This is a genomic window from Pseudomonas lundensis, assembly GCF_002269125.1.
GTDB lineage: Bacteria > Pseudomonadota > Gammaproteobacteria > Pseudomonadales > Pseudomonadaceae > Aquipseudomonas > Aquipseudomonas lundensis_A.
The window spans coordinates 66,618-89,188 of sequence record NZ_NQKI01000009.1 but is presented as its reverse complement, the minus strand read 5'-3'; the positions used below and the strand labels follow the sequence as shown (position 1 = coordinate 89,188).

Below are 22,571 nucleotides of genomic sequence, written 5' to 3'. Positions count from 1 at the left end.
GACGACATGGCCTATATGGAACAGCTGCTGGCAGGCTTGAAATACCTGACGGCCGCCGGCGAAACCGGGCGGCGCAGCCTCGACGGCATGCTCGGTCCGGTGAATGGCGCCATCAACGAAATCACCGGCGCCGCCTCCGAACTGGACGACTTGCCCTTTATCGGCCCGGCAGTTGGGGCCAAGGTTCAACGGCTGATGCGCGGAGTCAGCGCCGCCCAAGCCAAAGCCGGAGCCGTGGTGGCCACCTACAACAAAGCCACCCGGGCAGCCTCGCAAATTGATGAACGCCTAGGCGTCCTTAAGGAACAGACCGGCAAAGCCGCAACAGCCCTCAACAAAATTGCCGGCAATGTCAGCCCCTCGCTGGCCAACATCATCCCGACCGGCGCCTTCGGTGCAGATGCCACCCCAGCCGCCGAAGCGGTCAAACCGTTCCCGCACCTGCTGATCATGCAATCGCTCAAAGCGGGGTCAACCCCGTTCTACTTCAACCTGGAAACCGCCGCGTTTGACGAACTCAAACGCTCCAGCGAATACCGCTGGGCCTCGCAAGAACGCCTCAGCCGCCGACCGGCTCAACAGGCAGTCGGCATGGGCGAAGAACGCATCACCCTCAGCGGCTCGATCTTTGGAGGGTTCAAAGGCGGCATCAAACAACTCGACACCCTGCGCAGCATCGGCGCCCAACTGCAACCGCTGGGCCTGACCACGGGCTACGGCGACGTACTGGGCAACTGGTGTTTAAAGAACATCGAAGAAGAACAAAGCGCGCTGCTGCAAGGCGGCATCCCGCGTAAGCAGGGCTTTACCTTGGAGTTTGTGCGCTATGGCGACGACCTGCAGAACAGCTAGTGGTGACGTTCTCGACATCCTTTGCCAAAACTACTACGGCCACCTCAACGGCACCGTTGAAGCTGTACTCGATGCCAACCAAGGGCTGGCCGATGAGGCGCAGCCCTTTCGGGCGGGGGTGATTATTCACCTGCCGGGTTTGCCGGTACCGAGTGATGAGGTGGTGATGCTCTGGAGTTAACAGCGTTTCGTTACGCGTAACGCTCAACCACTTAGCCCGCCATCGCGCGGGCTTTCTTTTGTCTGGATTTCACCTCATGACCCCGACCTTTCGAATTGTTGCTGACGGTGCCGACATTACCGCCTTGATAAATGACCGCCTGCTGTTGCTGCGCACCACCGACAAGCCCGGCATGGAGTCAGACGACTTTGAGCTGCGGATCGATGACCGTGACAGCGCCGTGACGCTGCCCAGTCGCGGGGCAAGCATTGAAGTCTTCCTGGGCTACGACGGCAGCGCTTTAACCCGCCTCGGGCGCTACACCGTGGACGAGGTTGAACTGTCAGGCCCACCCGATACGCTGGTGATCCGTGGTAAAGCCAGCGACATGCGCGGCAGTGGCAAGACCACCCGCAGCGGCAGCTGGGAAAGTGTGAGTCTGGCCAGCATCGTCAATGACGTAGCCGCACGTAATGGCTGGTCGCCTGTGTGTTCAGTGACCACCGTGGTGCCCCGGGCTGACCAGCTTAACGAGTCAGATTTTAACTTCATGACACGTTTGTCAAAGCAGTTTGACTGCACCGCCAAGGTGGCGGACGGCAAACTGCTGGTGATGCCGAGACAGGCCGGTCAAAGCGCGAGCGGCACGGCGCTGGGCACCATCACCCTCACACGCAGCGACGTCAGCCGCTGGCAATTTCGCCTCAATGATCGCAGCACCCACAAAGCCGTCAGGACACAGCATCAAGACAAAAAGACCGGCCAGTTGAAGGTTGTCACCCTGGACAACGAAGAATCCCCGGATGGCCTGCCGCCCGTGCATACCGACCGCCACATCTATCCGAACAAGTCAGCTGCCGAACAAGCGGCAAAGGCCCGCCTCGCTGCCTTCAATCGTTCGACCGCTGCGGTACGTCTGGAAATGCCCGGCCGCACCGATCTGTTTGCCGAACGAACGATCAACGCCCAAGGCTTCAAGTCCGGGCTTGATGGCGAATACCTGGTGGACTCGGTGGAGCAGGTCTTTACCCAAAGCGGCTGGAGCACCACCGTCGAATGCAACGGCGGCAAAAAGGGCAAAGCGAAGGCCAAAGGCAAGAAGCCCAAAGCACCCCTCAAAGTCGTATCACTAAAAGCAGAGTAAACCCACACCCAGCCGGCCATGAGCGGGCTTTATCCTTAAGGCAAGCCTATGTCGATCACCCAGCAACAACTCCAGCAGATCCTCCCCAACGCCGGCCAAACAGCCGGCGTTTTTGTTCCTGTGCTAAACACCGCGATGTTCCGCTTCCAGATCGTCGGCACGAAACGCATCGCCGCCTTTATCGCCCAGATCGGCCACGAGTCTGGCCAGTTCCGCTACGTCCGAGAACTGGGCAATGACCAATACCTGAGCAAATACGATACCGGCTCACTGGCCAAGCGCTTGGGCAACACCCCCGAAGCGGACGGCGACGGTCAAAAGTATCGAGGCCGTGGCCTGATCCAGATCACCGGCCGGGCCAACTACATGATGTGCGGCGAAGCGTTGGCCCTAGACCTGATCAACCAACCCGAGCTGCTGGAAAAGCCTCAGCACGCGTGCATGTCAGCGGCTTGGTTTTGGGCGAGCAGGGGGCTCAACACCTTGGCCGACGCGGACCAATTCGACACCATCACCCGCCGCATCAACGGCGGCCAAAACGGCGCAGCTGATCGTCAAGCGCTGTATGCCCGCGCCCTCAAGGTGTTGGCGTGAAGCTCGATGCGGTGAAGTGGGGAGGGGTATTGCTGCTAATGCTTGGCCTCATGGGGGGCAGTGCATGGGCTGCATGGGCGTGGCAGGCCAACGCCTACGGCCAGCAACTGGCCAAACAAGAAACCTCCCATCAAACAACCCTGACCCATCTGGCTAATGCCAACTCAGCGCTAATCATCGCGGAGCAGGGCAAGCGCCTCGCCCTGGAGCAATGGCTGGCTGCCAGTGACCAAGCCCACTACCGAGCTCTGACTGATGCCAAAACAAATCAAACCCGCCTGCGTGATCGGCTTGCTACTGCTGACCTGCGGTTGTCATTCCTACTCGACACCACCGCCACAAATGGTAGTAACGGAATGCAAGCCACCACCGGCCCCGGCGGCGTGGTTCATGGAACCGCGAGAGCCCAACTTGACCGAGCGCATGCTCAACGAATTATCGGAATCACCGGCGACGGCGACCAAGGACTGATCGCGCTGCAAGCCTGTCAGGCCTACGCCAAAGAAGTCTCACACACGAAATAAAAGGAGCGGCCGAAGCTGGATGCGTCAACATCCAGCCCGGCCACCAAACCCGCAGAGTAGTCCTGCAAGCCCAGTCAAGGCTCCTGCTCTGTGCACAAAGCGGAGCGAGCCTAGCACCTGTCTATCCATACAGTAAAGGTCTTGCAAACAATGTCCTCACCCATCATTCCTTGGATGGGCGGCAAACGCCGCCTGGCCGACCGCCTTATCCCCTTGTTCCCACCCCACGAATGCTACGTCGAAGTCTTCGCCGGCGGCGGGGCGCTGTACTTCCTGCGCCCGCAGCCTGCTCCAGTCGAAGTGCTCAACGACATCAACGGCGACCTGGTCACCCTGTACCGCGTGGTGCAGAACCATCTGGAAGAATTCGTGCGTCAATTCAAATGGGCACTCAGCTCACGGCAGATATTCGAGTGGCAAAAAATGACCCGCCCCGAAACCCTGACCGACATCCAGCGCGCCGCTCGTTTCTTCTACCTGCAGCACCATGCCTTCGGTGGCAAGGTCTCAGGTCAAAGCTTCGGTACCGCAACGACAGCTCCAGCAATCAACCTGCTGCGCATTGAAGAAAACTTGTCTGCAGCCTGGCAGCGTTTGTCCGGTACCTACGTCGAAAACCTGCCCTGGCTTGAGTGCGCCGAGCGCTACGACCGGCCACACACCTTCCACTACATGGATCCACCTTACTGGCAGACCGCTGGCTACGGCGTGGACTTCCCGTTTGAAAACTACGAACGCATGGCTGACTTTATGCGGTGCTGCAAAGGCAAGGTGATGGTCAGTATTAACGACCACCCGGACATTCGGCGGGTGTTTGAAGGGTTTCATTTTGAGACGACCGAGATCCGGTATACGACCACGAATCAGCGGCAGGGGAAGGCTGAGGTTACGGGGGAGTTGATTGTTATGAATTGGGAGCCTGGTATCTATAGTGGGCTATTTTCAACTCACGTGGACGTTGCTTGAAAATGGTTTTCTCTTAACCGCTAAACCTGGATCTAGAAATGGCTTTTCTTTATTCTGTTTGAGGGGCGAGATATCTGAATTCGTCTCATTGGTAGTGCCAATAAGCTTTGGACACTTGCGGGCGCGTTTACAGATGAGGCGTTTTCTGAGCGCGCTTCTTTAGAATTCTGCTGGAGCGCAACAGGTGGTGGTAGTACTATATTAAGGTAGTGGGTGTCGTTTTGATTCGGAGGGATCTCCCTTATAGAACGATGATTTTTTAAATAACTATCAATGCTAGGGAGTAGCTGTGAGCACTACAACTCAAATTGAATTGAGACGGACATTTATAGCTATGTTGTTTGCGCTTGTGGCGGCAACTGTGGCTCAACAAATATCTGAACTATTGTTTGTGGTTACAGGCGGTTGGGACTCGGCTTCAAGTCCGACAAAAATGTTTTATAACTTGCTTGCTGAGAGAGGTGCACTATTTGCAACGCTTTCGCACTCCCTGCTAGCTCTTCTGTTAGTTTCAATGAGTTGGGTTATGTGGTCTAAGTCTCAAGCGGGAGGACTGAAAAAGGATATATCTTCTATTTTTTCAAAAGAGTTTGTTATATTGCTTGTTGAAGTGTTTTTGGTTGTTCTTTATTTTGCGATCGTCAAAACGGTTGAGCAGAACTTTCAAGAATATACCAGTAAAAAGACGATATCTGCCTATGTTGGGATTACGTCGGCAAGGCCGGAAGCCCTTCAGTTGATGTGGGTGTTCTCAGTCTATTTTGTTTGGGATTTTATCGTTGACGTTGTAACTAGTCCGAGAATCGAGCAAGGAGTTGCAGTGCCATCTAATATGTTATCATATCTGACGGGGCTTGTAGCATACTGCTCGATATCTTTTATTTGTATTCTCGGCGCTTGGTTGATTAGTGGTGTTTCGGCTTCCGAAGCGACTCCTTATGAGTCTGTTCTGGGAGACATAGCTCTGTTGTCAATTTTGTTGTTTTTTGTTCTTGGTAAGCAGCTAGAGTTTTACACAACTAACTGGATTCCAGCGGAGGCGACCAGAGATAATACGATGCGAAAAACGCCTCCAAGCGTTAAAGCGTGTATAGGTATGGTAGTGCTAGTCGCAGTTTATATATATATAGTGATGGTGTTGATATGGCCTCCGAGTTTCCTGAAATAATAGGTTTGATTGGCCCAATAAGGGCCGGGAAGTCTACAGTCACTAAATACCTTGTCGAGCGGTATGGCTATACGCAAGCCTCCAATTCGGATGTATTGAGGAAAGTACTAGCTGATATTGGATTGGACCAGACTAGAGATAATCTTGGAACGCTGGGGAATTCAATTTTTGGCATTTTTGGGAATGATCTGATCGCAAGATATAGAGTGGAAAACCTGCATCGTGGTAGAATTGTTGTAGATGGTATTAGATATCCAGAAGAGTTGGTGCGTTATTCTGAGGTGCCTGGATTCAGGTTGTTAGGCGTGGACGCTTCTGCTGGAAATCGCTTCGAGCGCTCTGTCCGAGATTCTGATCAATTTAAAGATAAGAATCTAACTCGAAATAAGTTTGATGAAATGAAGTATGCGAGGAGTGAGGCAGAGGTGCCTCAGCTTTTGCTCAAGGCCGATCGGGTCATATACAACGACGGCAGTGTAGAGCAACTACAGTTAGAGGTCGATCAAGCTATCCAGGATTGGATAGCTTGATGTGCCGGTTAATTTGTGCTGATTCGCTCTAGCGTTTTGGCACAGTTGTATATATGAGTTAGGTTTTTCCCAAGTATCCAGTATTCGTGGTCTCTGCAAAGATTTTTGGTGTCATGGACTTTTTGAATGTTAAAGCCGGCTTTTTCTATATCTTCAGAAAGTTTTCTTCTTGCCTCAACCGTCCTTCGATAGACGTTCGCAACCATTGCGCCCAGCGGGCTCATTGTGCGATAGAGCTCAGTTAGTTGATTAGGGTAGAATGGGAAGTGCAACACGAAAACTGCCATTACTAACTCGAAGTGGTCATCGCCGAAGGGGAGTGTGTATTGGCTGTTTGAAAAAATATGGCAGTTGTTTTTGTTGTTGCAAAGTTTTTTGATTACTTCTGGATCAGCATCTGATATTACATATCCAGTACTATTTTCAGGCTGGTCATAAAAAATAGGATTGGGCCCAGCTCCGATTTCTAGAAACGTTTTAGGTTCGAGCTCTTTTGCAACTTGCCTGAATAGTTCGCGCACATCTACATTAGTCTGGCTAATTAGGTCGGGGAAGCTTGCTCGCGCTCGACATAAGTGGCTGACGTCGTCAGGGTTTAGTTCGTCGAGATAGGGGGTGTAGGTATAAAAAAAATCCATGAATCGATAATAGGTTCTTCCTCGAAACTCTGTCTCCTCCGGACCTTTGTAGTTCCCTTTTACCTTGAGAACATCAGGCTCAATCATTTCAAAGTCGCGATCACTCATTCTCCACTCCATGGGAAAATTATTTTTTTATAAAAATCAAAATGTCTTCGCATTTAACACTGGCCATTAGCCGGCGTCGGCTCGATTTTATATCTCTTTCTCTTCGTAGGCTTAAGTGGAATCCTTCTGCTTCGGCTGCAAGGATGAGCTCGTTAGTTGTGGATGCTCTAGCTCCGGATTCACCCACGACGAGAGCCATCGATGAGCCTTTCTTTAGTACGCGATGGCATTGCGTAAAGAATGAGCAGATAAAGGCCATGTATAATTCGTGACTATTTTTTCTGGTTCGATTTGATCTGGCCCCTGACTCGTGAGAACGTAGTTTCTCAAAGTCTCTATATCCGAGTTGCTCTGGTGCTAGCTCGTCTTTATCAAACCACAAATAACTAAGTCTTTGCGATTTTACATAGTCCGCAACCCCGTAATAGGGCGGAGAGGTTACAATAAAATCTATGTGCTCATCAGGAAGTTGTTGCATGTTGGTGACGCAATCGCCGTGAATCAGTCTGTATCTAGATCTAGTTTGTTTCCTAGTCTCGTTCTCAGAGTGAACTTGTACCAGTTTGTGGGACTGGTCAGTGATTTTTATATAGTCATTGGCAGCATTTATGAAAGTAGATAATGCGTCCTTGAAAGTTATTTCGAAAGGCTTAGGTTTTACATTGTCGCAAACCCATCCCCAGTGACGCCCTTGTGAAGAGGTGTTTTTTAGGACCCCTGAAAATATCGCAAGGAGACAGCGTCTTGTATCATTATTGCTGATTTTTAAGATGGCCGTCAGTAATCTATTTAAAGTATTGAGAGTGTCTATGTGATACCACGCCGATAGTTCTTCGGTGTGTGGGTGCGGAATTGTTTCTTGCGTGGAAAATAGTTTTTCAGAATCTCTGATTATAGTGTCAATGTGCTTGCGTAAGCTTTTTGGATCAGGGAAATGAAGTTTGGCCTGGCTCATTAGTAAAGCAACAGGGTTTGTATCCATTCCTATAAAGTGTCGGCCTAGCCGAATAGCTTCAACGCCAGAGGTTCCAGAACCGTTAAAAGGATCAAGCACCAACCCCCCTTTTTCTGTAAAAACAGGTATTAACGTTCCTGGAATTGCTGCTACATAGGTAGCAGGGTACCAATGTAAAGAGTGTATTCCAGAGTTGCCTAGGTTTGGAAATGACCAGTCAACACTTTCAAGTTGTTCATTAATGTTCAAGTTGAAGCTCGTCCGTCTTGGAGTAAAAACTTCCTGTGTATGTTTCGGGGAAATCAAAGTCAAAGCTTTCCGGTTCAAAAAGGTCGGTGAAGGATTTTATAATCGCCCGCCGCCATTTGTTAGACTGAGCTTTAGTCAGTTTGGCTTGAGATGGACTCTTTTTAACAAGTGCTATCATACAGCTGGTAGAATTTTTGCCCAAATGGATGATTTTGTTATCATCAAGGGTGATTTTAATGGCTCTGCTGATCAAGCCTTTTTCGTTCCATACAAAGTAGCCGGAGTTTTTAACTGTCTCAGCTACGTTGCTACTCATGTAGTCTGATATCTCCTTGTTTTTAAGCTTTTTAGGAGAGGAAAAGTTTTTGAACCATACATAGTCAACGAGTTTGTATTCGCAGCCTGATATGAGTTGCCAGCCTAACTCTTCAGTGACGCTTCCTTTTTCACGTAATTTTTCTTCAAACTCCGGCTCTGTCATGTACCAATCTGTAGGCGTTATGATGTCGTGGTCAACTGCTAGTCGGACAAGGTCAGTTTGTAGTGCGTTGTAAGGGATGCACTCGGGATGAGCAATTATCATTGTATAAATACGCTCTCTAAACTCTAGCCATTTGTGCAAAGGCTCAATAGCTTCCTTTGTGAAAATTAGCCCGCTTAAACCTTTTAGACGCATAGAGTTGCGTATGATTTTAATGTTTTCTTTTGCTCCTTCCCAACCTAACATCGCCGCCATGCGGTGCACGTTATCAATGTTGTCTATATCAATATCGGCAGAAATAGGGCTGGTAGTACCTTTCTTCGGGCATACTATGTTTATAACTGACTCAATATCGACTCCATGTTTTTGTAATATAGGAGTTAGTTTTAGCTCTTTTTTTCTTATAATGTGTTGATATGAGTTTCCACTTCCCAGTGTGCCTCGGATGATTTTTGCCAAATTTTCTTCATGGCTGAAATCAGGCGTGATGAACTTAAGCTCGGACTCAACTAGGTGCCCATATGGAGGAATGGCTGCATCGTGGAGTAAAGCTGCTGCCAAGAGAGCTTTAGTGTCGCTTAATTTAAGATTGGCTTTGTGTGCTAGCTCAACAGCCAAAAATGTTACGCCTATAGAATGGGGAAGTCGGCGGGACCTTCCTAATTCTTGGATGAGCGGCACATCAAAGTTCATTTGCCTCATGTTTCTCAGTCGGTGGATCTCTGGACTGTCTATAAGGTCTGCGAGTAGTGAGGTTAGATTCTCATCAGAGAACCGCATGAGCCCATGTAAAATGTCGTGGAATTCCATATGGCCCTTCAATCAAAGCGTGTGCAGGGTGTACGTCCCAAATCGGGTACTATGCTGTGATTGTACACACATAACGTGAACAGATCATTTGTGCTGGCTTGACGTTGAAAAGCCCCGACTTTGCTGACTCGCCGCGATCTGTAGCGGCTGCCCTCGTGCGTTTTCATAACGTTCTCTACCCAACCATACACGCTTGCTTGAGGCGGGGTAGAGATCTCCAGTTTATGCCGAATGCATCTCTTCCTCGAACTCGTTCTCTACTTCCTGTTCAAGTTGATGGCGCGTCCATTGCTGCTCAATCACCGGGTTTTCCTGGATCTGCTGCTCAATGCGAGTGGTCTCGCGATATTCGAGAGCTTCAGCTGCCATCGTCCAAAGGGTCTCAACGCCAAGGATTTCGAGCTCAGCTCGAATCTCACTGATCCCAAGGCGGAAAAACTCCTTACGCGGATTGACCTTGTTCATCTGGCGGCGCAGGAAGTGGCGGTGCAGGGTTTTCTCGAGGGTCGGGGCGTCATCGCTGAAAATCATCGCATGCACGTCGAACTCGAATGGAACACTCGCATCCCCAAGCTCACGAATGCGGTCTTTAGGTTCCAGACGGCGAGTCATGCCAATTTTGAAGACCTCCTCGCCAAACGAACCAACGTTAGAAATTACGTAAACATGGCCGGTTCTGGTTTGCTGTGCCATTGACAGAGCACGTTGGTTTTTCTCTTCTGCAGCCTGGAGCTTGATTTCCAGCTCCCGCAGCTTGGCTTCAAACTCTACCCTCTGTGCATCATTGGCATTCGCTGCTTGCTGAAGAACCTTATCCATCGCTTTTTTGATGGTGTCCTCTTCCTTCGCCGCGTCTTTCATTGCGCGTTCAAACTCACGGCGGGCTTTTTCCTCTTCGCGTATTTGTTCGCGCAGTAGACGCTGCTCCTCGCGGTCTTGCTCTTTCAGCACGCGAGTTGTTGCGGCCCACTTCAGTTCCTCTAGGCGCGAGGCGAGGTATTCATCTGTGATACGTGCGTTTCTGAATGCGGTGCCGTTGTGGTTAACCAAGGCAAATGCATCCCGAATTTCTTGCTCCAGCTTTCCGTGGTTATCAGCTTTGTTTCTAGAAAGGATTGAATCGACTTTACCGTTGAATGCATCGATGACAAATCGGATGGCCGTGTCACGTCGATTTGCTTCTGCGTAATCACAAGTAGCAGCCCGGACAGCCTTGACCATCCAGCGGCTCATATCACGTGCCGCTTTGAGTTTCTGGCCCGCTTCAGTGAAGGAAAACTCTTCTGCAAGATCATCCAGCAGATTGTAGGTCGGCACTATGTAAGCATCACCGTAGCCTTCGATGATGTTCTTCATCGCTTTTGCTGTGTCAGCAAATTCCTTTGCACGGTTCATGGCGCTGTAAGCGTCACCTGCAATTTCTTCTGCGCGTTTGTTGGCGGCTTCGACAATCCTGCTCGCAGTTGCGCGAGCTGAAGCCATTTCCATCTCGCTTGTAATCAGCTCTTCTTTTGCTATGCGTTTGGCTTCATGCAATTCGACTGCAGCAGCTATTTTCGAGTGGGCGAAAACACTCTCAGCTTGTGCGTTGAGTTCTTTGGCGTGCGCCTCCGCATCGATGATGGTTTGATACTTGGAAAGGGCGTCGACGCGATTCTGCAAGGCTGTATTTTCCTGCCCCTGGCGGTCAACACGGCTTATTAGTGCTGAGTTTTCTTGCTGCTGGCGATCAATGATCTGCTCTCGTTGGCGAAGTTCAGCAGTTAGCTTGGCTGTGAGCTTTGTTTTTTTTATTGCGATGACCAGCAGCACAAGGGTGCATAAGCCGAAAATGATGAGGAACAGTTCCATGTGATCTCACTCGAGCGATTTGCTAGATTTGTAATGGATGATGGCGGTTGGCTATCTAGGGGCGAGCAGGGTATCCGCCATTGGCGTCAAAGGGTAGGGGGAGTATTTGGTATCGGGAAAATCGGAGGTGTAGGACGGTTCTGATTTTGTTGTATGTCAGGGCTTGAAGTGTTTGAAAGTATGTTGAGTTTTCTATATACGGGTTCCAGAATCGTAACACATCAAGTATGCGCAAAACCCACCCTACAGCCCACGGTTTACCGTTTGCCAATACACGAAAATCAGTGTTTTTTGTCTGTTAAAATATATATATTTCTTGTTTACTTACAATGACTTAAGAGATTTTACGAGGGGGCATGGGGTACTAGGGAGCTAACTTGCGACATTCAATCAGAGCAGCCAAAAATGTACTGTCACTGATTGGACGGACTGGGAAGGTGCTGTTGCATTGGGCGAAATCGTTATGAGCTGCTTGCTTTAAATTTGCTATAGCAAGGGTTTTTTACAATCTATCTACTTGATTTATAAGGATTTATTAATTAAATAGATCCCATCCATCATAGGGGCCACGCTAAAGCGTCTGGACACCGCAGAGCCTGTGTTTACGTGGGGTGTGGCTGAATTCTGTACCATTTTGCTCTACGTGTTTTAGGCGTGTTTTGAGGGGTAAAAGGGCGGTTTCGAAGGTGCTGGTACAACGTACCATCTCATTTTCGAATTGTACCCGTTAACTATGGCCACGATCAGAGGGCGTAAACGCATCGACGGCAGCATCAGTTACACGGCACAAATACGCCTGATCCATGATGGGGTGCAAGTCTACCAAGAGAGCCAGACATTCGCCCGTAAACAGGCGACACAGGCGTGAAACTGAGCTGGACCAACCCGGCGCCATTGAGGGGGCAAGCCGCGTGGACACTCCGGTCATTCGCCGACTGTTTGAAGAATTCACGTTGATATGGTGGATATTCGCGACAGGGGAAGGCTGAGGTCAGTGGGGAGTTGATGATTATGAAGTGGACGCCGAAGGCGTTGGGGATGTTGTTTTGATGTGAGGGGCTCGCGGGCATGAGTCCGGACCCGCTACGTGAGTTATCAGAGGCCGCATTTCAGCTCACGTTACAGGTGAGTTGAAATATGTATTTATCGTCATTGAAACGCTTGCCTATCAAAGCCTCGATGCTAGACAGTTGGGTGCTGCTAAGGTTGTAGCCCTCATCACCTCGCTGTGGAGATGACCAGTTCATGATTTTGGCTAGTTGGGCTTCGCAGCCATCTGGTAGAGCAACTTCAAAATCTAGAAATTCGTTCTCTTTATTGAATGCTTCGACGATAAATTTCATGGTTCTACCTCTCTGTTTTTATCAGCATCTTTAGTTTGTTCACCTGTTTCGTGATCAAACTCCCCAAGATGTTTTCCGCGCTTGTTGTATTTCTCAACAGCGCCATGTTGGGATGTACACCGGCTCTGGCACAGAGGGTTTTGCCCATGCGGCCCAAGACGCGCCACCGTTTGGGCGACGTTGATGCCAAGGTGAGTCTAAAAAAGGGTCGTCTTTATCGTCCTTCTTCTTCATGCGAAGTCCCTGCAAGAGTCCATTTCTAACCGAGGAGGTTGATGCCAAATTTCTGCTCGAGTCATTTTTATTTGGTAACTGAGGTTTTCATCGCCTCGTTACACTTCTGGGGATTTGACGTGCTTCAACCCCGGCGCGCGCCGTCGTCTTTCGCGTGTATCGACGAGCATCGTAATTTCCTTATCAGAGGTGCAGTACTCCGTGTGTGTCTAGGAAAAGTAACATGCTGATCATTGGACTGCCCCCTGCGCCATAGACATCTCCAGCCTATGCTGAGGCCAATCAGGAGGTGCCATGAGCAACCCACGTTATCCCGAAGAATTCAAAATCCAAGCGGTCAATCAAGTGACCGAAAAGAAGCTGCCTGTCGCTGATGTGGCAGCACGTCTTGGTGTGTCGACGCATAGCCTCTATGCCTAGCAAACCTCAAGCAGAATGGCAGCAAGACGACGATCAGCACGCTGAACTGCGTCGTCTACGAGCCGAACTCAAGCGTGTCACCGAAGAGCGAGACATCTTAAAAAAGGCCGCCGCGTACTTTGCCAAGGAGTGCGATTGAAGTACGCCTTTATCAAGCAGTGAGCGGACGACTATTCGATTCGACGGCTTTGCCTGACGCTGAAAGTCCATCCCAGTGGTTATTACACTTGGTTATACGAAATGCGTTTCCGAGGCTTGGTGAAAAACACTGCTCAGAGGGTGACGCTGTTCGCCCTGTCGAACCTTTGGATGGCGCGTCGATATTTGACTCCCCAGCGCAGGAGAGGTGCGTCTGTAATGAGGGAAATAGCTGCTGCGAGGAGCGTTCAGCGGCAAACATGGATGGAATAGGCGGCAGACTTGATCGGTTTTGAACGGCTGCCGTTTTTTGAAAGCACCTATGGATCAGCAGTCGAAAAATAGCGGCCTACTTCAGACCATCTCTAAGCCACCTGAGTAGCAAACATACCTACCGCATCGACCACTCGCTTAGCGCCATCCTGAATCTCAACAATTACTTGTCCTGCCTGTGTCGCTAGTTCAAGACCTTGCTCAGCTTGGGACTTGCTGTTTGCCATATCAGAGACGGTCTCATCTACCAGCTTCTGGTTCTGCAAGACAACCGATGCGATTTCTTCAGTGGCCGCGCTGGTTCGTCCAGCCAGTTTCCGCACTTCATCAGCTACCACCGCAAAGCCTCGACCTTGCTCGCCTGCGCGGGCAGCTTCAATAGCAGCATTTAATGCCAGCAGGTTGGTTTGTTGGGCAATGCTGCTGATTGTCTGAATAATTGAGCTGATCAATAGTGACTGTTTACCCAGCGCTTCGACCCCCTCAGATGCAGCCTGCATATCAACTGCGATTTTGCGCATGGTATGCATTGTGTCGTTGACTACGACAGCTCCTCGCTGAGCGCTGACATCTGTTTGCTGAGAAATTTCAAATGCAGTCAGGGCCGCTCCACTGACTTCTTGTTCATGGGCAACCTGGTCGGTCACCACCGTAGCAAATTTTACCACTTTGCAAAGTGTCCCTTCGGTGTCATAAACCGGGTTGTAGGTTGCTTCCAGCCATACAGGTTGGCCGCGACTGTCTATACGTTCAAATCGCCCGGCAACAAATTCACCTTTGTTCAATGTAGACCAGAAATCCCTGTATTCCTGGGACGAAACTTGTTCGGGCTTACAGAAAATACTGTGGTGACTCCCCTTGGCTTGTCCTAGGTTGTAGCCCATCGCTCGTAAAAACTGATCATTTGCCATTAGCACATGCCCCGAGAGGTCGAACTCGATGACTGCCGTCGACCGAAGTAATGCCTCAATGAAGGAGGCGTTTTCCGATGCTTTCTCTACTCGGGAGGTAATGTTTGTCGCGTAGCAAGTGACATGACTCAATTCGCCGCTCGTTTCTGAGATTGGCTGCCAATGCGCATGAAGCCACACTAATGACCCGTCAGCATGCAGATACCTGTAATCGTCGGTGACGGATTTACCTGCGGCAACTGCTGCTCGAAAGTTATGAAAGCACAGCAGCTTGGAGACGTACTGCGGAACAATCTCGGCCATGGCGCGACCTATAAGCTGACCCGGGCTGTAGCCCAACGTATTTGCAAAGTTTTCGTTGCATTCAGTGATTTTAAATGTCGAATCGATACTCAGCATTAACATTTCACGGCGTAGGCCATCACGCAGTTGGCGTAGCTCCGACAGTTCGTCTGCCTGAGTTTGAAGCTGTTTCTTAAGCGTATTGTTGAACATTGAGAGCCGCCTCTAGGGTCATACCGATACCTATCGGCAAGTTATGCCGCATTGTGAGGATGTCCGATGGGAAATCCCCCGTTTCCAAACCGCGTTTCATTTTTAATAGGGCTCATGACTGCTTCTGCACGATAACTGCCTGCCACGAAGGGCAGTTCCCCGCCAGAAGCAGGCTTTTACGAACGACGAGTTCTGGCAAAAATCGGACGTTAAAGTCATCACCGTAGGCCCCTTTTTAACCCTACAACGGCAGTATTGCGTGACTTTGTTCAAATGCTTGCTTTGGATTGGAGCTCCGTGCATACGTTGCATACCAACGCGAGCATGATCCGCCAGCGCTGCGGAACGGTGACCAATGAGCACGGATCGGATTTAGTCAGCATGTTGCAGCTGGCATTGAAGTTGTAGCCGCTTGTAGCTCTGCACACTGAGTTCTGTGCATCCCACTAGCGTGTTGTTTGGACAAAAAACCGCCTCGGCTACGCCGAAGCGGCAGACTTCTCAACTATTACTGACCTTTGACGTAGTCTCGTAGCCGTTGAAAGACATCTTCATAATGGAGTGGTGAGCGTAAACGGAAGGCGCATCTCTTCGACAGGCCCGGTATCCCGGCCACACATTTCGTCATGCACGCATTGCTGCACCAGCACGCAAGGAAATGCCGGTACGGTGTGCAGCAAGTCCCGCAGGTGGGGGACTGAACGCAGGTGCATCGGCTTGGCCGCCTCGTCAAGCAGGGTGAATTGCCCGTGATCGAGGCGGATCCGTGCCAAATAAACACCGCCTTCGAGTGACAGCAGCTCCAGCTCGCGTATTTCACTGTTGGCCGCATGTTCGGTTAGGGTTTGCAGGTTCATGCTTCACTCCTTGCCTACCAGGGCAGGCGTTCTCCATCGTAAACAAAGAAATGGCCGCTGTCGGCCGGTGTCAACTGGTCAATCAAGGTCAGTAATTGGGCCGCGGCAACGCCTGCGGGGCGTGCGCTGTCGGCTACGCGAAAAGGGTGCGACAGCCCCGACACAACCGTGCCTGGATGCAGGGTTAGCAACCGGCTGTACGGGTGGGTGCGGGTCAGTTCGATGGCGGCAGTCTTGATCAGCATGTTCAGTGCGGCTTTGGAAGCCCGGTAGGCATACCAGCCGCCCAAACGGTTGTCGCCAATGCTGCCGACCTTTGCCGATAGCATCGCCATCGCTCCGCGCGGTGCGAGCAGCGGTAAAAAGTAGCGCAACACGATGGCCGGCCCCAGCGTGTTCACTTGAAACACAGCCTGCAGCGCCTCCGGCTCGATGGCGCTGATGCTTTTTTCCGGTTTGATCCCGTCGCGATGGAGCAGGCCGGCCGCGTGTACGATCAGTTGATAGGGCGCTTCTGCGGCCAGTTCGGTGGCGGCGCTGGCAATCGTTTCCGGTCGTTCAAGGTCCAGCTCGGGAACGGTATGGCGCCCTAGCGCACGAACCCCGGCGCAGCGCGGATCCTGCCTCAGGTGTTCGCAAAACGCTGTGCCGAGGGCGCCGCTGGCACCGATCACCAGCGCGCGATACCCGTCGTCGAGGGAGGTCATGGTCAGGAGGTGGTTCATTGGCTCACCCCGGCGCCCTGGCGGCGGAAGAATATCGTCACCTGACCGACCTCAACCCCGAACTTGGACATACGGGTGCGGTTGATCAATGTGTCTTCGTCCATCAAGTACATCCAGTCGTCCATGCTCATTTCGTAGGTCGAATCATCGACTGGCAGGTTCAGGTTGTATCGCCAGTGCAACGTGTTTCCGACGACGTGGCCCCTGGCGATACCGACCACATCCTCCGCGCGGCCGCTCCAGCGTCCCTGGCCCTCTGGCGTGAGGGTCCAGACGCGACGCTGGCGGGTGCCGTCGCTATAGAGGAAGCGCTCGTCGAGAATTAGGTTGTTGCCTTCGCGACGGCTGACGATGTTGACCTCGAAACGCTTGGCCACCTCACCGTTGCGCTTCTGAAACATCCCCCAGGCTTTGACGGGCTGGCTGAAAAAATGCTCCAGATTCAACGCCGGTTGCTGATCCGCATACCGGGCAACATCCACACTGGTACAGCTCGTGACGCTGAGTACCATTGCCAGTAACAGCAGAAATCGGGTCATTGCCTTAATCCCTAAAGTACACAAGTGTGAGGATGAAGTTTCGAGCGATGCAGCTGTACATTTTGCAGTCAGTGTATAAGTTTATCGTCGTCCGATGAGCTGTAGGAATTCCTGCCTCGTCGTCGAACTATCACGGAAGTTGCCCAGCATTACGGAGGTAGTCATGACCGAATTCTGCTTCTCTACGCCGCGCATCATCATGCACATGTGCCTAGCTTCAATGACCACGGCCACACCGGCGGCATCAGTAATCTGCTGGATAGCTTCAGCAATCTGCCGGGTAAGGTTTTCTTGGATCTGTAGGCGACGTGCGAACATATCAACCACTCGCGCGACCTTCGACAGCCCCAGGACTCTGCCGGTGGGGATGTACGCCACATGCGCCTTGCCGATGAAGGGCAACATGTGATGCTCACACAAGGAATAAAGCTCGATGTCCCTGACGATCACCATTTCATCGCTCTGCGACTCGAATAAGGCTCCGTTAGTGACGTCTTCTAGGCTCAACGTGTAGCCATTGCACAGGTACTGCATTGCTTTGGCGGCACGCTTGGGCGTGTCTAACAAGCCCTCGCGCTCGGGGTTTTCACCGAGACCGACGAGAATTTCCCGGTAATGGCTGGCTAATAGTGGGTTCATTCAATTTCTCGCGGTTGGGCTATGAGTGTGTGCAAATCCATAGTCAAATAGTTATACAGGAAAAACTTCTTGTATAGGTTTGTTTAAGGTAGGCTGAAAAAAATCACCTGACAATGAATTGGCAATCTTTTTTTTGCAGATGCGAAAACCTCATTTCTCGTTTGCCCAATGACTGACCCTGCCTGGCCCAGCTTTTCAGGTTTCGCGGCATTCGGTTATGGAATAGCCTCTTTGCCAAGCGTGAGCATGGGATAGGGCATTGGCTGATTATTACGGGCTCTGAACACGCTTCATCATGGAGATATCATCATTTATGGAAAATAAACTGGTTTCCAAGACAGCGGTCGTCACCGGCGCGGCTCAAGGCATCGGCGCCGCCATTGCAAGGCTCTTTGTGCAAGAAGGTTGCTTCGTTTACGTCACTGATATTAACGACGATCTTGGTAATGCGGTTGCAAGCTCGTTGGGTAGTAGCGCCTGCTTTCAGCGTCTGGATGTGCGGCGTGAAGAGGATTGGCAACGATTGGCCACGCAGATTACAAATAAAGGCCGGAATTGGAATATCCTCGTGAATAACGCGGGCATCACCGGATTCGAGAGCGGTGCTGAGCGACATGACCCGGAACATGCAAGGCTGGAAGATTGGCGTTCCGTGCATCAAACTAATCTCGACGGAGTATTCCTCGGATGCAAATACGCCATTCGCTCCATGCGCCAGTCAGGAGCCGGTTCCATCGTCAACATTTCCTCTCGCTCCGGCCTCGTTGGCATTCCAGGGGCTGCAGCGTATGCGTCGTCCAAAGCTGCCGTTCGCAATCACACTAAAACAGTGGCGCTTTACTGCGCCGAACAAGGACTGAGCGTTCGATGCAACTCGATTCATCCGGCGGCCATCCTTACTCCCATGTGGGAACCCATGTTAGGTAGCGATGCCGGTCGCGAAGAGCGAATGGCTGCGCTGGTTCGAGACACTCCGCTCAGGCGATTCGGTATGCCTGAAGAAGTGGCCGCTCTGGCCTTGTTGCTCGCGTCGGATGACGCTACGTACATCACGGGCAGCGAGTTCAATATTGATGGTGGTCTGTTGGCTGGGACGGCTGCGACTCCGGCAGTCCTGGACGACAGCGAAACCTAGGACATTAAGATCGCGCCTGCGAAAGACAGTTTTTGACCGATTGTGTTGAAAAAGTCGATCCTTCCAGGCTGCACACGTATTGATTGCTGCAAATGCATTTTTTAAGCGCAGCTACGCCAAATCTGCCCCCGAAACCCTTTGTTCAAAGTAAAGATTTCAATTTCAAACGCGTACTTTTCTGCGTTGGAAAGCATGGCCGACTTTTTCAACAGAATCGGCCAAAAGCGGACATTAACGGATGGCTTAATTTAGTTATGGTTTTTGTACTTAATAGCGCTGGGATTATTTTTTTTGCAACGCGCTGCACTGCTCAGGCTTCAGACCAACTGTATCTACACCAAAAGGCTGTCCCGTCTACACAGCTTTGCGCAATGCATTGGCAACCAGTGTAAAGGCGGGGGACGGTTGTCGACGGCTGGGGTAATACAAATAGTAGCCAGAGAACGGTGGGCACCAATCTTCCAGCACCCGCTCCAGCCTACCTTCACGCAGGTGCGGCTCAAACTCTTCTTCTGGCAGGTACGCGATGCCCAGCCCGGCCAAGGCCGCATCTACGATATGGCTGGACGTGTTGAAAATAAGCTGGCCGTTTACACGCACGTTCACCTGCTTGCCTCGCTGCTCAAAGTCCCATACATAAAGCCCGCCAGATGTCTGCATACGCTGGTTGATACAGCTATGGTTCATCAGGTCGCGCGGGTTTTCGGGAATGCCACGGCTGGCAAAGTACTCTGGCACGGCGACAGCAGCCATCCGCAATTGCGGGCCTATCGGAACTGCGATCATGTCTTTGTCGATGGTGTCGCCCAGGCGCACACCTGCATCAAAACGATCCGCCACAATGTCCCTGAATCCGTAACTCACGTCGAACTCAACGTTGATGTCCGGGTATTCGTGGAGCAGCGCAGATAGTTTGGGTAGCAACGTGGTGCGCAGAACATGATCGCCGCAGGTGATACGTACGGTGCCCGCAGGCTTGTCGCGCATTTGCGTCAGGTTATCCAGTTCCGCCTCAATCTCATCGAAGCGATTACCGATCGCTTGCAGCAGCCGCTCGCCCGCGACAGTCGGCGAGACGCTGCGGGTGGTGCGCGTCAGCAACCTGATTTGCAGGCGCGATTCCAGACCTCTGATGGCCTGGCTCAGTGCCGACTGGGTAACTCCCAGTATCCCGGCGGCACGGGTGAAGCTGCCTTCACGCGCCACTGTCACGAATGAAAGCAGATCGTTGAGGTTTCCTCTGACCATGGTACGCAGCACCTTATGCAGCTATTGATTAGCTCAACTTATAGCCTTGTTAAGCATTCATTAGCTAGTCGCGTGAGTATTCGTTCGCCACCATGACCGGCATGAATACGATTAGTCGCGAGGACCCAATGGCCACTGTTTCAACCAGCAACGAGGCTCCTGCCTACTGGAGCGGGGTCTTTGCAATGACGCTGTGTGTTTTCGCCCTGATCGCTTCTGAATTCATGCCTGCCAGCCTGCTGACGCCGATAGCCCTTGATCTTCAGGTTAGCGAAGGGATGACCGGGCAAGGCATTGCGATTTCGGGGGCATTTGCCGTGCTAACTAGCCTGTCGATCTCGTGGCTTGCCAGAACCCTCGATCGCAAGCTGTTGCTGATGGCACTGGCCGGGTTGATGGCCGTCTCGGGCTTGATCGTCGGGCTGGCCCCCGACTATCAAACTTACATGGTCGGCCGTGCGCTCATCGGTGTGGTCATTGGCGGTTTCTGGGCGATGTCCGCGGCGACGGCTATGCGCTTGGTACCCGCCCCGCAGGTGCCGAAAGCACTAGCCATCTTCAACGGCGGTAACGCGCTGGCTACCGTAATTGCCGCACCGTTGGGCAGTTATTTGGGCTCGATTATTGGCTGGCGCGGTGCTTTTCTTTGTGTAGTGCCCATCGCGGCGATTGCTCTGACCTGGATGTACATCAGCCTCCCGCCCATGAAGGTGGGACCGCGTAGAACGGAATCAGGGAACGTGTTCAAGCTGTTAAAGAATCGTTCAGTGGCACTGGGTATGGTCGGTTGCGGAGCCTTCTTCATGGGGCAGTTTGCGCTATTCACCTACCTGCGGCCCTTCCTTGAAACGGTAACGCGCGTCGATGTATCCATGCTTTCGTTGATCTTACTGGTGATCGGCTCGACAGGCTTTATCGGTACCTTGATTATCGGCCGATTTCTAAGGCGCAGCCTGTTCCAGACATTAATAGTCATTCCGGTCTTGATGGCCTTGATCGCTCTGGCACTGATCCCTTTTGGCCACTCGACCTTCGTTGTTGGTGCACTGCTGGGGTTATGGGGACTGTTGGCGACTGCGGCCCCGGTGGGCTGGTGGAGTTGGGTAGCACAGGCGATGCCAAATAATGCCGAGGCTGGAGGCGGCCTGATGGTAGCCGTGATTCAACTGTCCATTGCTCTGGGCTCAACCGTGGGTGGACTGCTGTTCGATAGTCACGGCTATCAGCGCACGTTTTTCGCTAGTGCAATCGTGCTGCTGCTGGGGGCAGCGGTGACGGTACTGACGTCACATGCAACATCCTCTAGAGTCCCTTGAGTTACGCAACGTTCCAGGAGAATGGTTATGACCGGGAGCATTCACCCGTCGCAAATGCCTAGCAGCGCGAAAGCTGGAGCAAGCGGCCACTTCGTTGGCTTGGTGTGCTGTATTCAGCTCTCGTGCTTGGCAGTTACATCTTAATGAATGATGCCGCGTCGGCGTCTTCGATTACGGAGAAATCTCGCATGTGGATGACCGTCGGCGAGCATAGGCTGGAGATGTCTATGGCGCCGGGGGCAGTCCATTTAAGGCAAAAGGGTGTCTAGGAAACCCGGGGCGATTCATGTTGAAGCCCTGCGAGTTCCTTTTTCACTGACCGCACCTTGGTGACAGCCCCCCCCCCCCGCAAGCTTGACCCTCGGGGAAGGTTTGCGATCAGTGTGCAGCGAGCGCGGCAGTCTTCATAAAGGCCCTGCCACGCGCTTTGAGATTCCCGGTCAAGCAGCAGGAAGGGTACTGTTTGGCCGCCAACGGTTATTCAAGGACTCCGGGGTCGCGCCGTATCTCTTCGCGCGCCATGGCTTCCCACAAAAACGGAAACCCATTGGCGTCGGTACGCTTGCCGGTGGCCAAGGCTACGTTTGAGGGCAAGGGGCTGCCACCACCTAGCGTCTCTACATGCCATGCCAAACGGCTGCGCCATTCCAGGGTAATCGCTCGCAAGTGCGCCTGACGAATGCCATTGGCGACGATCAACACACCATGATTTGCGAGCATTGCCCATTTTTGCGAGCCCAATGCGTCCACCACGGCGCGGCCCAGATCAGCGTCTTCAACCGTGCCACGGTACTCGTCATAGAGCACAGGGGCTGTGTCGACCAATGCGGATGTCTGGTCATAAATCGGTGGGATACGGCCTGCGGCTGACCAGATCGAGCCCCATTGCGGGTGATTGTGGATGACCACCCCCACATCGTGGCGGGCAGCGTGCACCTCGATGTGCAGGTTGATTGCCGGGGTAATGTTCCAGTCGCCTTCGATCACTTGGCCTTGCGCATCGAGCCGCACGATGTCCGAAGCGGTTACTTCTGACCACGTCAATTCCCAAGGGTTGGCAAGGTAAGTGCCGTCATCCTGGCGCACAGTGATGTGGCCAGCAATGTGATCGTTGTAACCTTCTCGGGACAAAACCCGGCACAGCAGCGCAACGGTTTGCCGGGCGGTCAGCTCGGGTAGCAGGGCGTGACGGCCTGGCCGTGGGATGTAGCGGGCGAGCATGTCGTAATTAAGCGTGTCCTTTAACATGACGGCTTCCTTCTTCTGAA

Annotated in this window: 21 protein-coding genes and 6 pseudogenes; 13 read left to right on the top strand and 14 right to left on the bottom strand. The window is 52.1% G+C overall.

The annotated features are described in order from the left end of the window. Positions 1-6 precede the first annotated feature (6 nt). The 8 genes from CJF39_RS08130 (at position 7) to CJF39_RS08095 (ending at position 5,938) form a co-directional block, all read left to right on the top strand. The gene (locus tag CJF39_RS08130; RefSeq protein ID WP_094992953.1) at positions 7-852 is read left to right on the top strand and encodes a phage tail protein; all 846 of its coding nucleotides are present in this window, start codon (positions 7-9) and stop codon (positions 850-852) included. Next, a complete protein-coding gene (locus CJF39_RS08125) occupies positions 827-1,033 on the top strand; it encodes a tail protein X (RefSeq protein ID WP_094992952.1) in 207 nt (68 codons plus the stop codon). Before CJF39_RS08130 ends, CJF39_RS08125 begins: the two co-directional genes overlap by 26 nt. Before the next feature lie 76 nt (positions 1,034-1,109). Further along, positions 1,110-2,156 carry a phage late control D family protein gene (locus tag CJF39_RS08120; RefSeq protein WP_094992951.1) on the top strand — a complete coding sequence of 349 codons (1,047 nt, stop codon included), beginning with the start codon at positions 1,110-1,112 and terminating at the stop codon, positions 2,154-2,156. 48 nt (positions 2,157-2,204) lie between these two features. Continuing rightward, positions 2,205-2,750, top strand: a complete 546-nt coding sequence (locus CJF39_RS08115; RefSeq protein ID WP_094992950.1) for a glycoside hydrolase family 19 protein — start codon at positions 2,205-2,207, stop codon at positions 2,748-2,750. After that, positions 2,747-3,274 (top strand): lysis system i-spanin subunit Rz, encoded by a 528-nt coding sequence (locus tag CJF39_RS08110; RefSeq protein WP_094992949.1) that lies wholly within the window; start codon positions 2,747-2,749, stop codon positions 3,272-3,274. The genes CJF39_RS08115 and CJF39_RS08110 overlap by 4 nt, the downstream gene beginning before the upstream one ends. Positions 3,275-3,424: 150 nt before the next feature. Beyond that, the gene (locus tag CJF39_RS08105) at positions 3,425-4,240 is read left to right on the top strand and encodes a DNA adenine methylase (RefSeq protein WP_094992948.1); all 816 of its coding nucleotides are present in this window, start codon (positions 3,425-3,427) and stop codon (positions 4,238-4,240) included. A gap of 289 nt (positions 4,241-4,529) precedes the next feature. Further along, positions 4,530-5,408 carry a hypothetical protein gene (locus CJF39_RS08100; protein WP_141232172.1) on the top strand — a complete coding sequence of 293 codons (879 nt, stop codon included), beginning with the start codon at positions 4,530-4,532 and terminating at the stop codon, positions 5,406-5,408. Continuing rightward, the gene (locus CJF39_RS08095; RefSeq protein WP_094992946.1) at positions 5,384-5,938 is read left to right on the top strand and encodes an AAA family ATPase; all 555 of its coding nucleotides are present in this window, start codon (positions 5,384-5,386) and stop codon (positions 5,936-5,938) included. The genes CJF39_RS08100 and CJF39_RS08095 overlap by 25 nt, the downstream gene beginning before the upstream one ends. A gap of 8 nt (positions 5,939-5,946) precedes the next feature. On the opposite strand, the gene CJF39_RS08090 is transcribed toward CJF39_RS08095, so the two are convergent. From CJF39_RS08090 to CJF39_RS08075, 4 genes are all read right to left on the bottom strand, one after another. Beyond that, positions 5,947-6,684 (bottom strand): class I SAM-dependent methyltransferase, encoded by a 738-nt coding sequence (locus CJF39_RS08090; RefSeq protein WP_094992945.1) that lies wholly within the window; start codon positions 6,682-6,684, stop codon positions 5,947-5,949. A 19-nt stretch (positions 6,685-6,703) separates the two neighbouring features. Next, positions 6,704-7,888: a DNA methyltransferase gene (locus tag CJF39_RS08085; protein WP_170942655.1), complete on the bottom strand. Its 1,185-nt coding sequence runs from the start codon at positions 7,886-7,888 to the stop codon at positions 6,704-6,706. After that, on the bottom strand, positions 7,878-9,062 hold the full coding sequence (locus tag CJF39_RS08080) for an HD domain-containing protein (protein WP_170942654.1): 1,185 nt from the start codon (positions 9,060-9,062) through the stop codon (positions 7,878-7,880). Before CJF39_RS08080 ends, CJF39_RS08085 begins: the two co-directional genes overlap by 11 nt. A gap of 339 nt (positions 9,063-9,401) precedes the next feature. Continuing rightward, positions 9,402-11,030, bottom strand: a complete 1,629-nt coding sequence (locus CJF39_RS08075; protein ID WP_094992942.1) for a DUF4041 domain-containing protein — start codon at positions 11,028-11,030, stop codon at positions 9,402-9,404. 733 nt (positions 11,031-11,763) lie between these two features. On the opposite strand from CJF39_RS08075, the pseudogene CJF39_RS23305 reads away from it, so the two are divergent. After that, a pseudogene (locus CJF39_RS23305) lies at positions 11,764-11,941 on the top strand (site-specific integrase); the annotation flags it as partial. Between the two features lie 198 nt (positions 11,942-12,139). Here CJF39_RS23305 and CJF39_RS08065 read toward each other — a convergent pair. Both CJF39_RS08065 and CJF39_RS08060 read right to left on the bottom strand, forming a co-directional pair. Then, entirely contained in the window at positions 12,140-12,373 is a 234-nt protein-coding gene (locus CJF39_RS08065; RefSeq protein WP_094992941.1) for a pyocin S6 family toxin immunity protein, read from the bottom strand. Beyond that, a pseudogene (locus CJF39_RS08060) lies at positions 12,370-12,486 on the bottom strand (colicin E3/pyocin S6 family cytotoxin); the annotation flags it as partial. The pseudogene CJF39_RS08060 and the gene CJF39_RS08065, both read right to left, overlap by 4 nt. Before the next feature lie 415 nt (positions 12,487-12,901). Between CJF39_RS08060 and CJF39_RS23165 the strand changes: the two are divergent. Both CJF39_RS23165 and CJF39_RS22795 read left to right on the top strand, forming a co-directional pair. Further along, a pseudogene (locus tag CJF39_RS23165) lies at positions 12,902-13,291 on the top strand (transposase); the annotation flags it as partial. Further along, positions 13,265-13,385, top strand: a pseudogene (locus CJF39_RS22795) (IS5/IS1182 family transposase); the annotation flags it as partial. The pseudogenes CJF39_RS23165 and CJF39_RS22795, both read left to right, overlap by 27 nt. Before the next feature lie 145 nt (positions 13,386-13,530). Here CJF39_RS22795 and CJF39_RS23655 read toward each other — a convergent pair. From CJF39_RS23655 to folE, 6 genes and pseudogenes are all read right to left on the bottom strand, one after another. Beyond that, a pseudogene (locus tag CJF39_RS23655) lies at positions 13,531-13,965 on the bottom strand (methyl-accepting chemotaxis protein); the annotation flags it as partial. Positions 13,966-14,067: 102 nt separating this feature from the next. Then, a pseudogene (locus tag CJF39_RS23650) lies at positions 14,068-14,748 on the bottom strand (PAS domain-containing protein); the annotation flags it as partial. A 647-nt stretch (positions 14,749-15,395) separates the two neighbouring features. Further along, complete coding sequence (locus CJF39_RS08045; RefSeq protein WP_094992939.1) at positions 15,396-15,701, bottom strand: DUF6482 family protein; 306 nt, start codon at positions 15,699-15,701, stop codon at positions 15,396-15,398. Between the two features lie 14 nt (positions 15,702-15,715). After that, positions 15,716-16,426, bottom strand: a complete 711-nt coding sequence (locus CJF39_RS08040; protein WP_094992938.1) for an SDR family NAD(P)-dependent oxidoreductase — start codon at positions 16,424-16,426, stop codon at positions 15,716-15,718. After that, positions 16,423-16,965, bottom strand: a complete 543-nt coding sequence (locus CJF39_RS08035) for a DUF3833 domain-containing protein (protein WP_094992937.1) — start codon at positions 16,963-16,965, stop codon at positions 16,423-16,425. Before CJF39_RS08035 ends, CJF39_RS08040 begins: the two co-directional genes overlap by 4 nt. An 81-nt stretch (positions 16,966-17,046) precedes the next feature. Next, positions 17,047-17,604: a GTP cyclohydrolase I FolE gene (gene folE / locus CJF39_RS08030; protein ID WP_094992936.1), complete on the bottom strand. Its 558-nt coding sequence runs from the start codon at positions 17,602-17,604 to the stop codon at positions 17,047-17,049. A gap of 313 nt (positions 17,605-17,917) precedes the next feature. On the opposite strand from folE, the gene CJF39_RS08025 reads away from it, so the two are divergent. After that, entirely contained in the window at positions 17,918-18,739 is an 822-nt protein-coding gene (locus tag CJF39_RS08025; RefSeq protein WP_094992935.1) for an SDR family oxidoreductase, read from the top strand. 354 nt (positions 18,740-19,093) lie between these two features. Here the strand turns inward: CJF39_RS08025 and CJF39_RS08020 are convergent, their stop codons facing one another. Beyond that, positions 19,094-19,987 (bottom strand): LysR family transcriptional regulator, encoded by an 894-nt coding sequence (locus CJF39_RS08020; RefSeq protein WP_094992934.1) that lies wholly within the window; start codon positions 19,985-19,987, stop codon positions 19,094-19,096. Positions 19,988-20,115: 128 nt separating this feature from the next. Here CJF39_RS08020 and CJF39_RS08015 point away from each other — a divergent pair, with 128 nt between their 5' ends. Beyond that, positions 20,116-21,303 (top strand): MFS transporter, encoded by a 1,188-nt coding sequence (locus tag CJF39_RS08015; protein WP_094992933.1) that lies wholly within the window; start codon positions 20,116-20,118, stop codon positions 21,301-21,303. A gap of 477 nt (positions 21,304-21,780) precedes the next feature. On the opposite strand, the gene CJF39_RS08005 is transcribed toward CJF39_RS08015, so the two are convergent. Next, positions 21,781-22,551, bottom strand: a complete 771-nt coding sequence (locus tag CJF39_RS08005) for a class II aldolase/adducin family protein (RefSeq protein WP_094992932.1) — start codon at positions 22,549-22,551, stop codon at positions 21,781-21,783. Between the last annotated feature and the right edge of the window lie 20 nt (positions 22,552-22,571).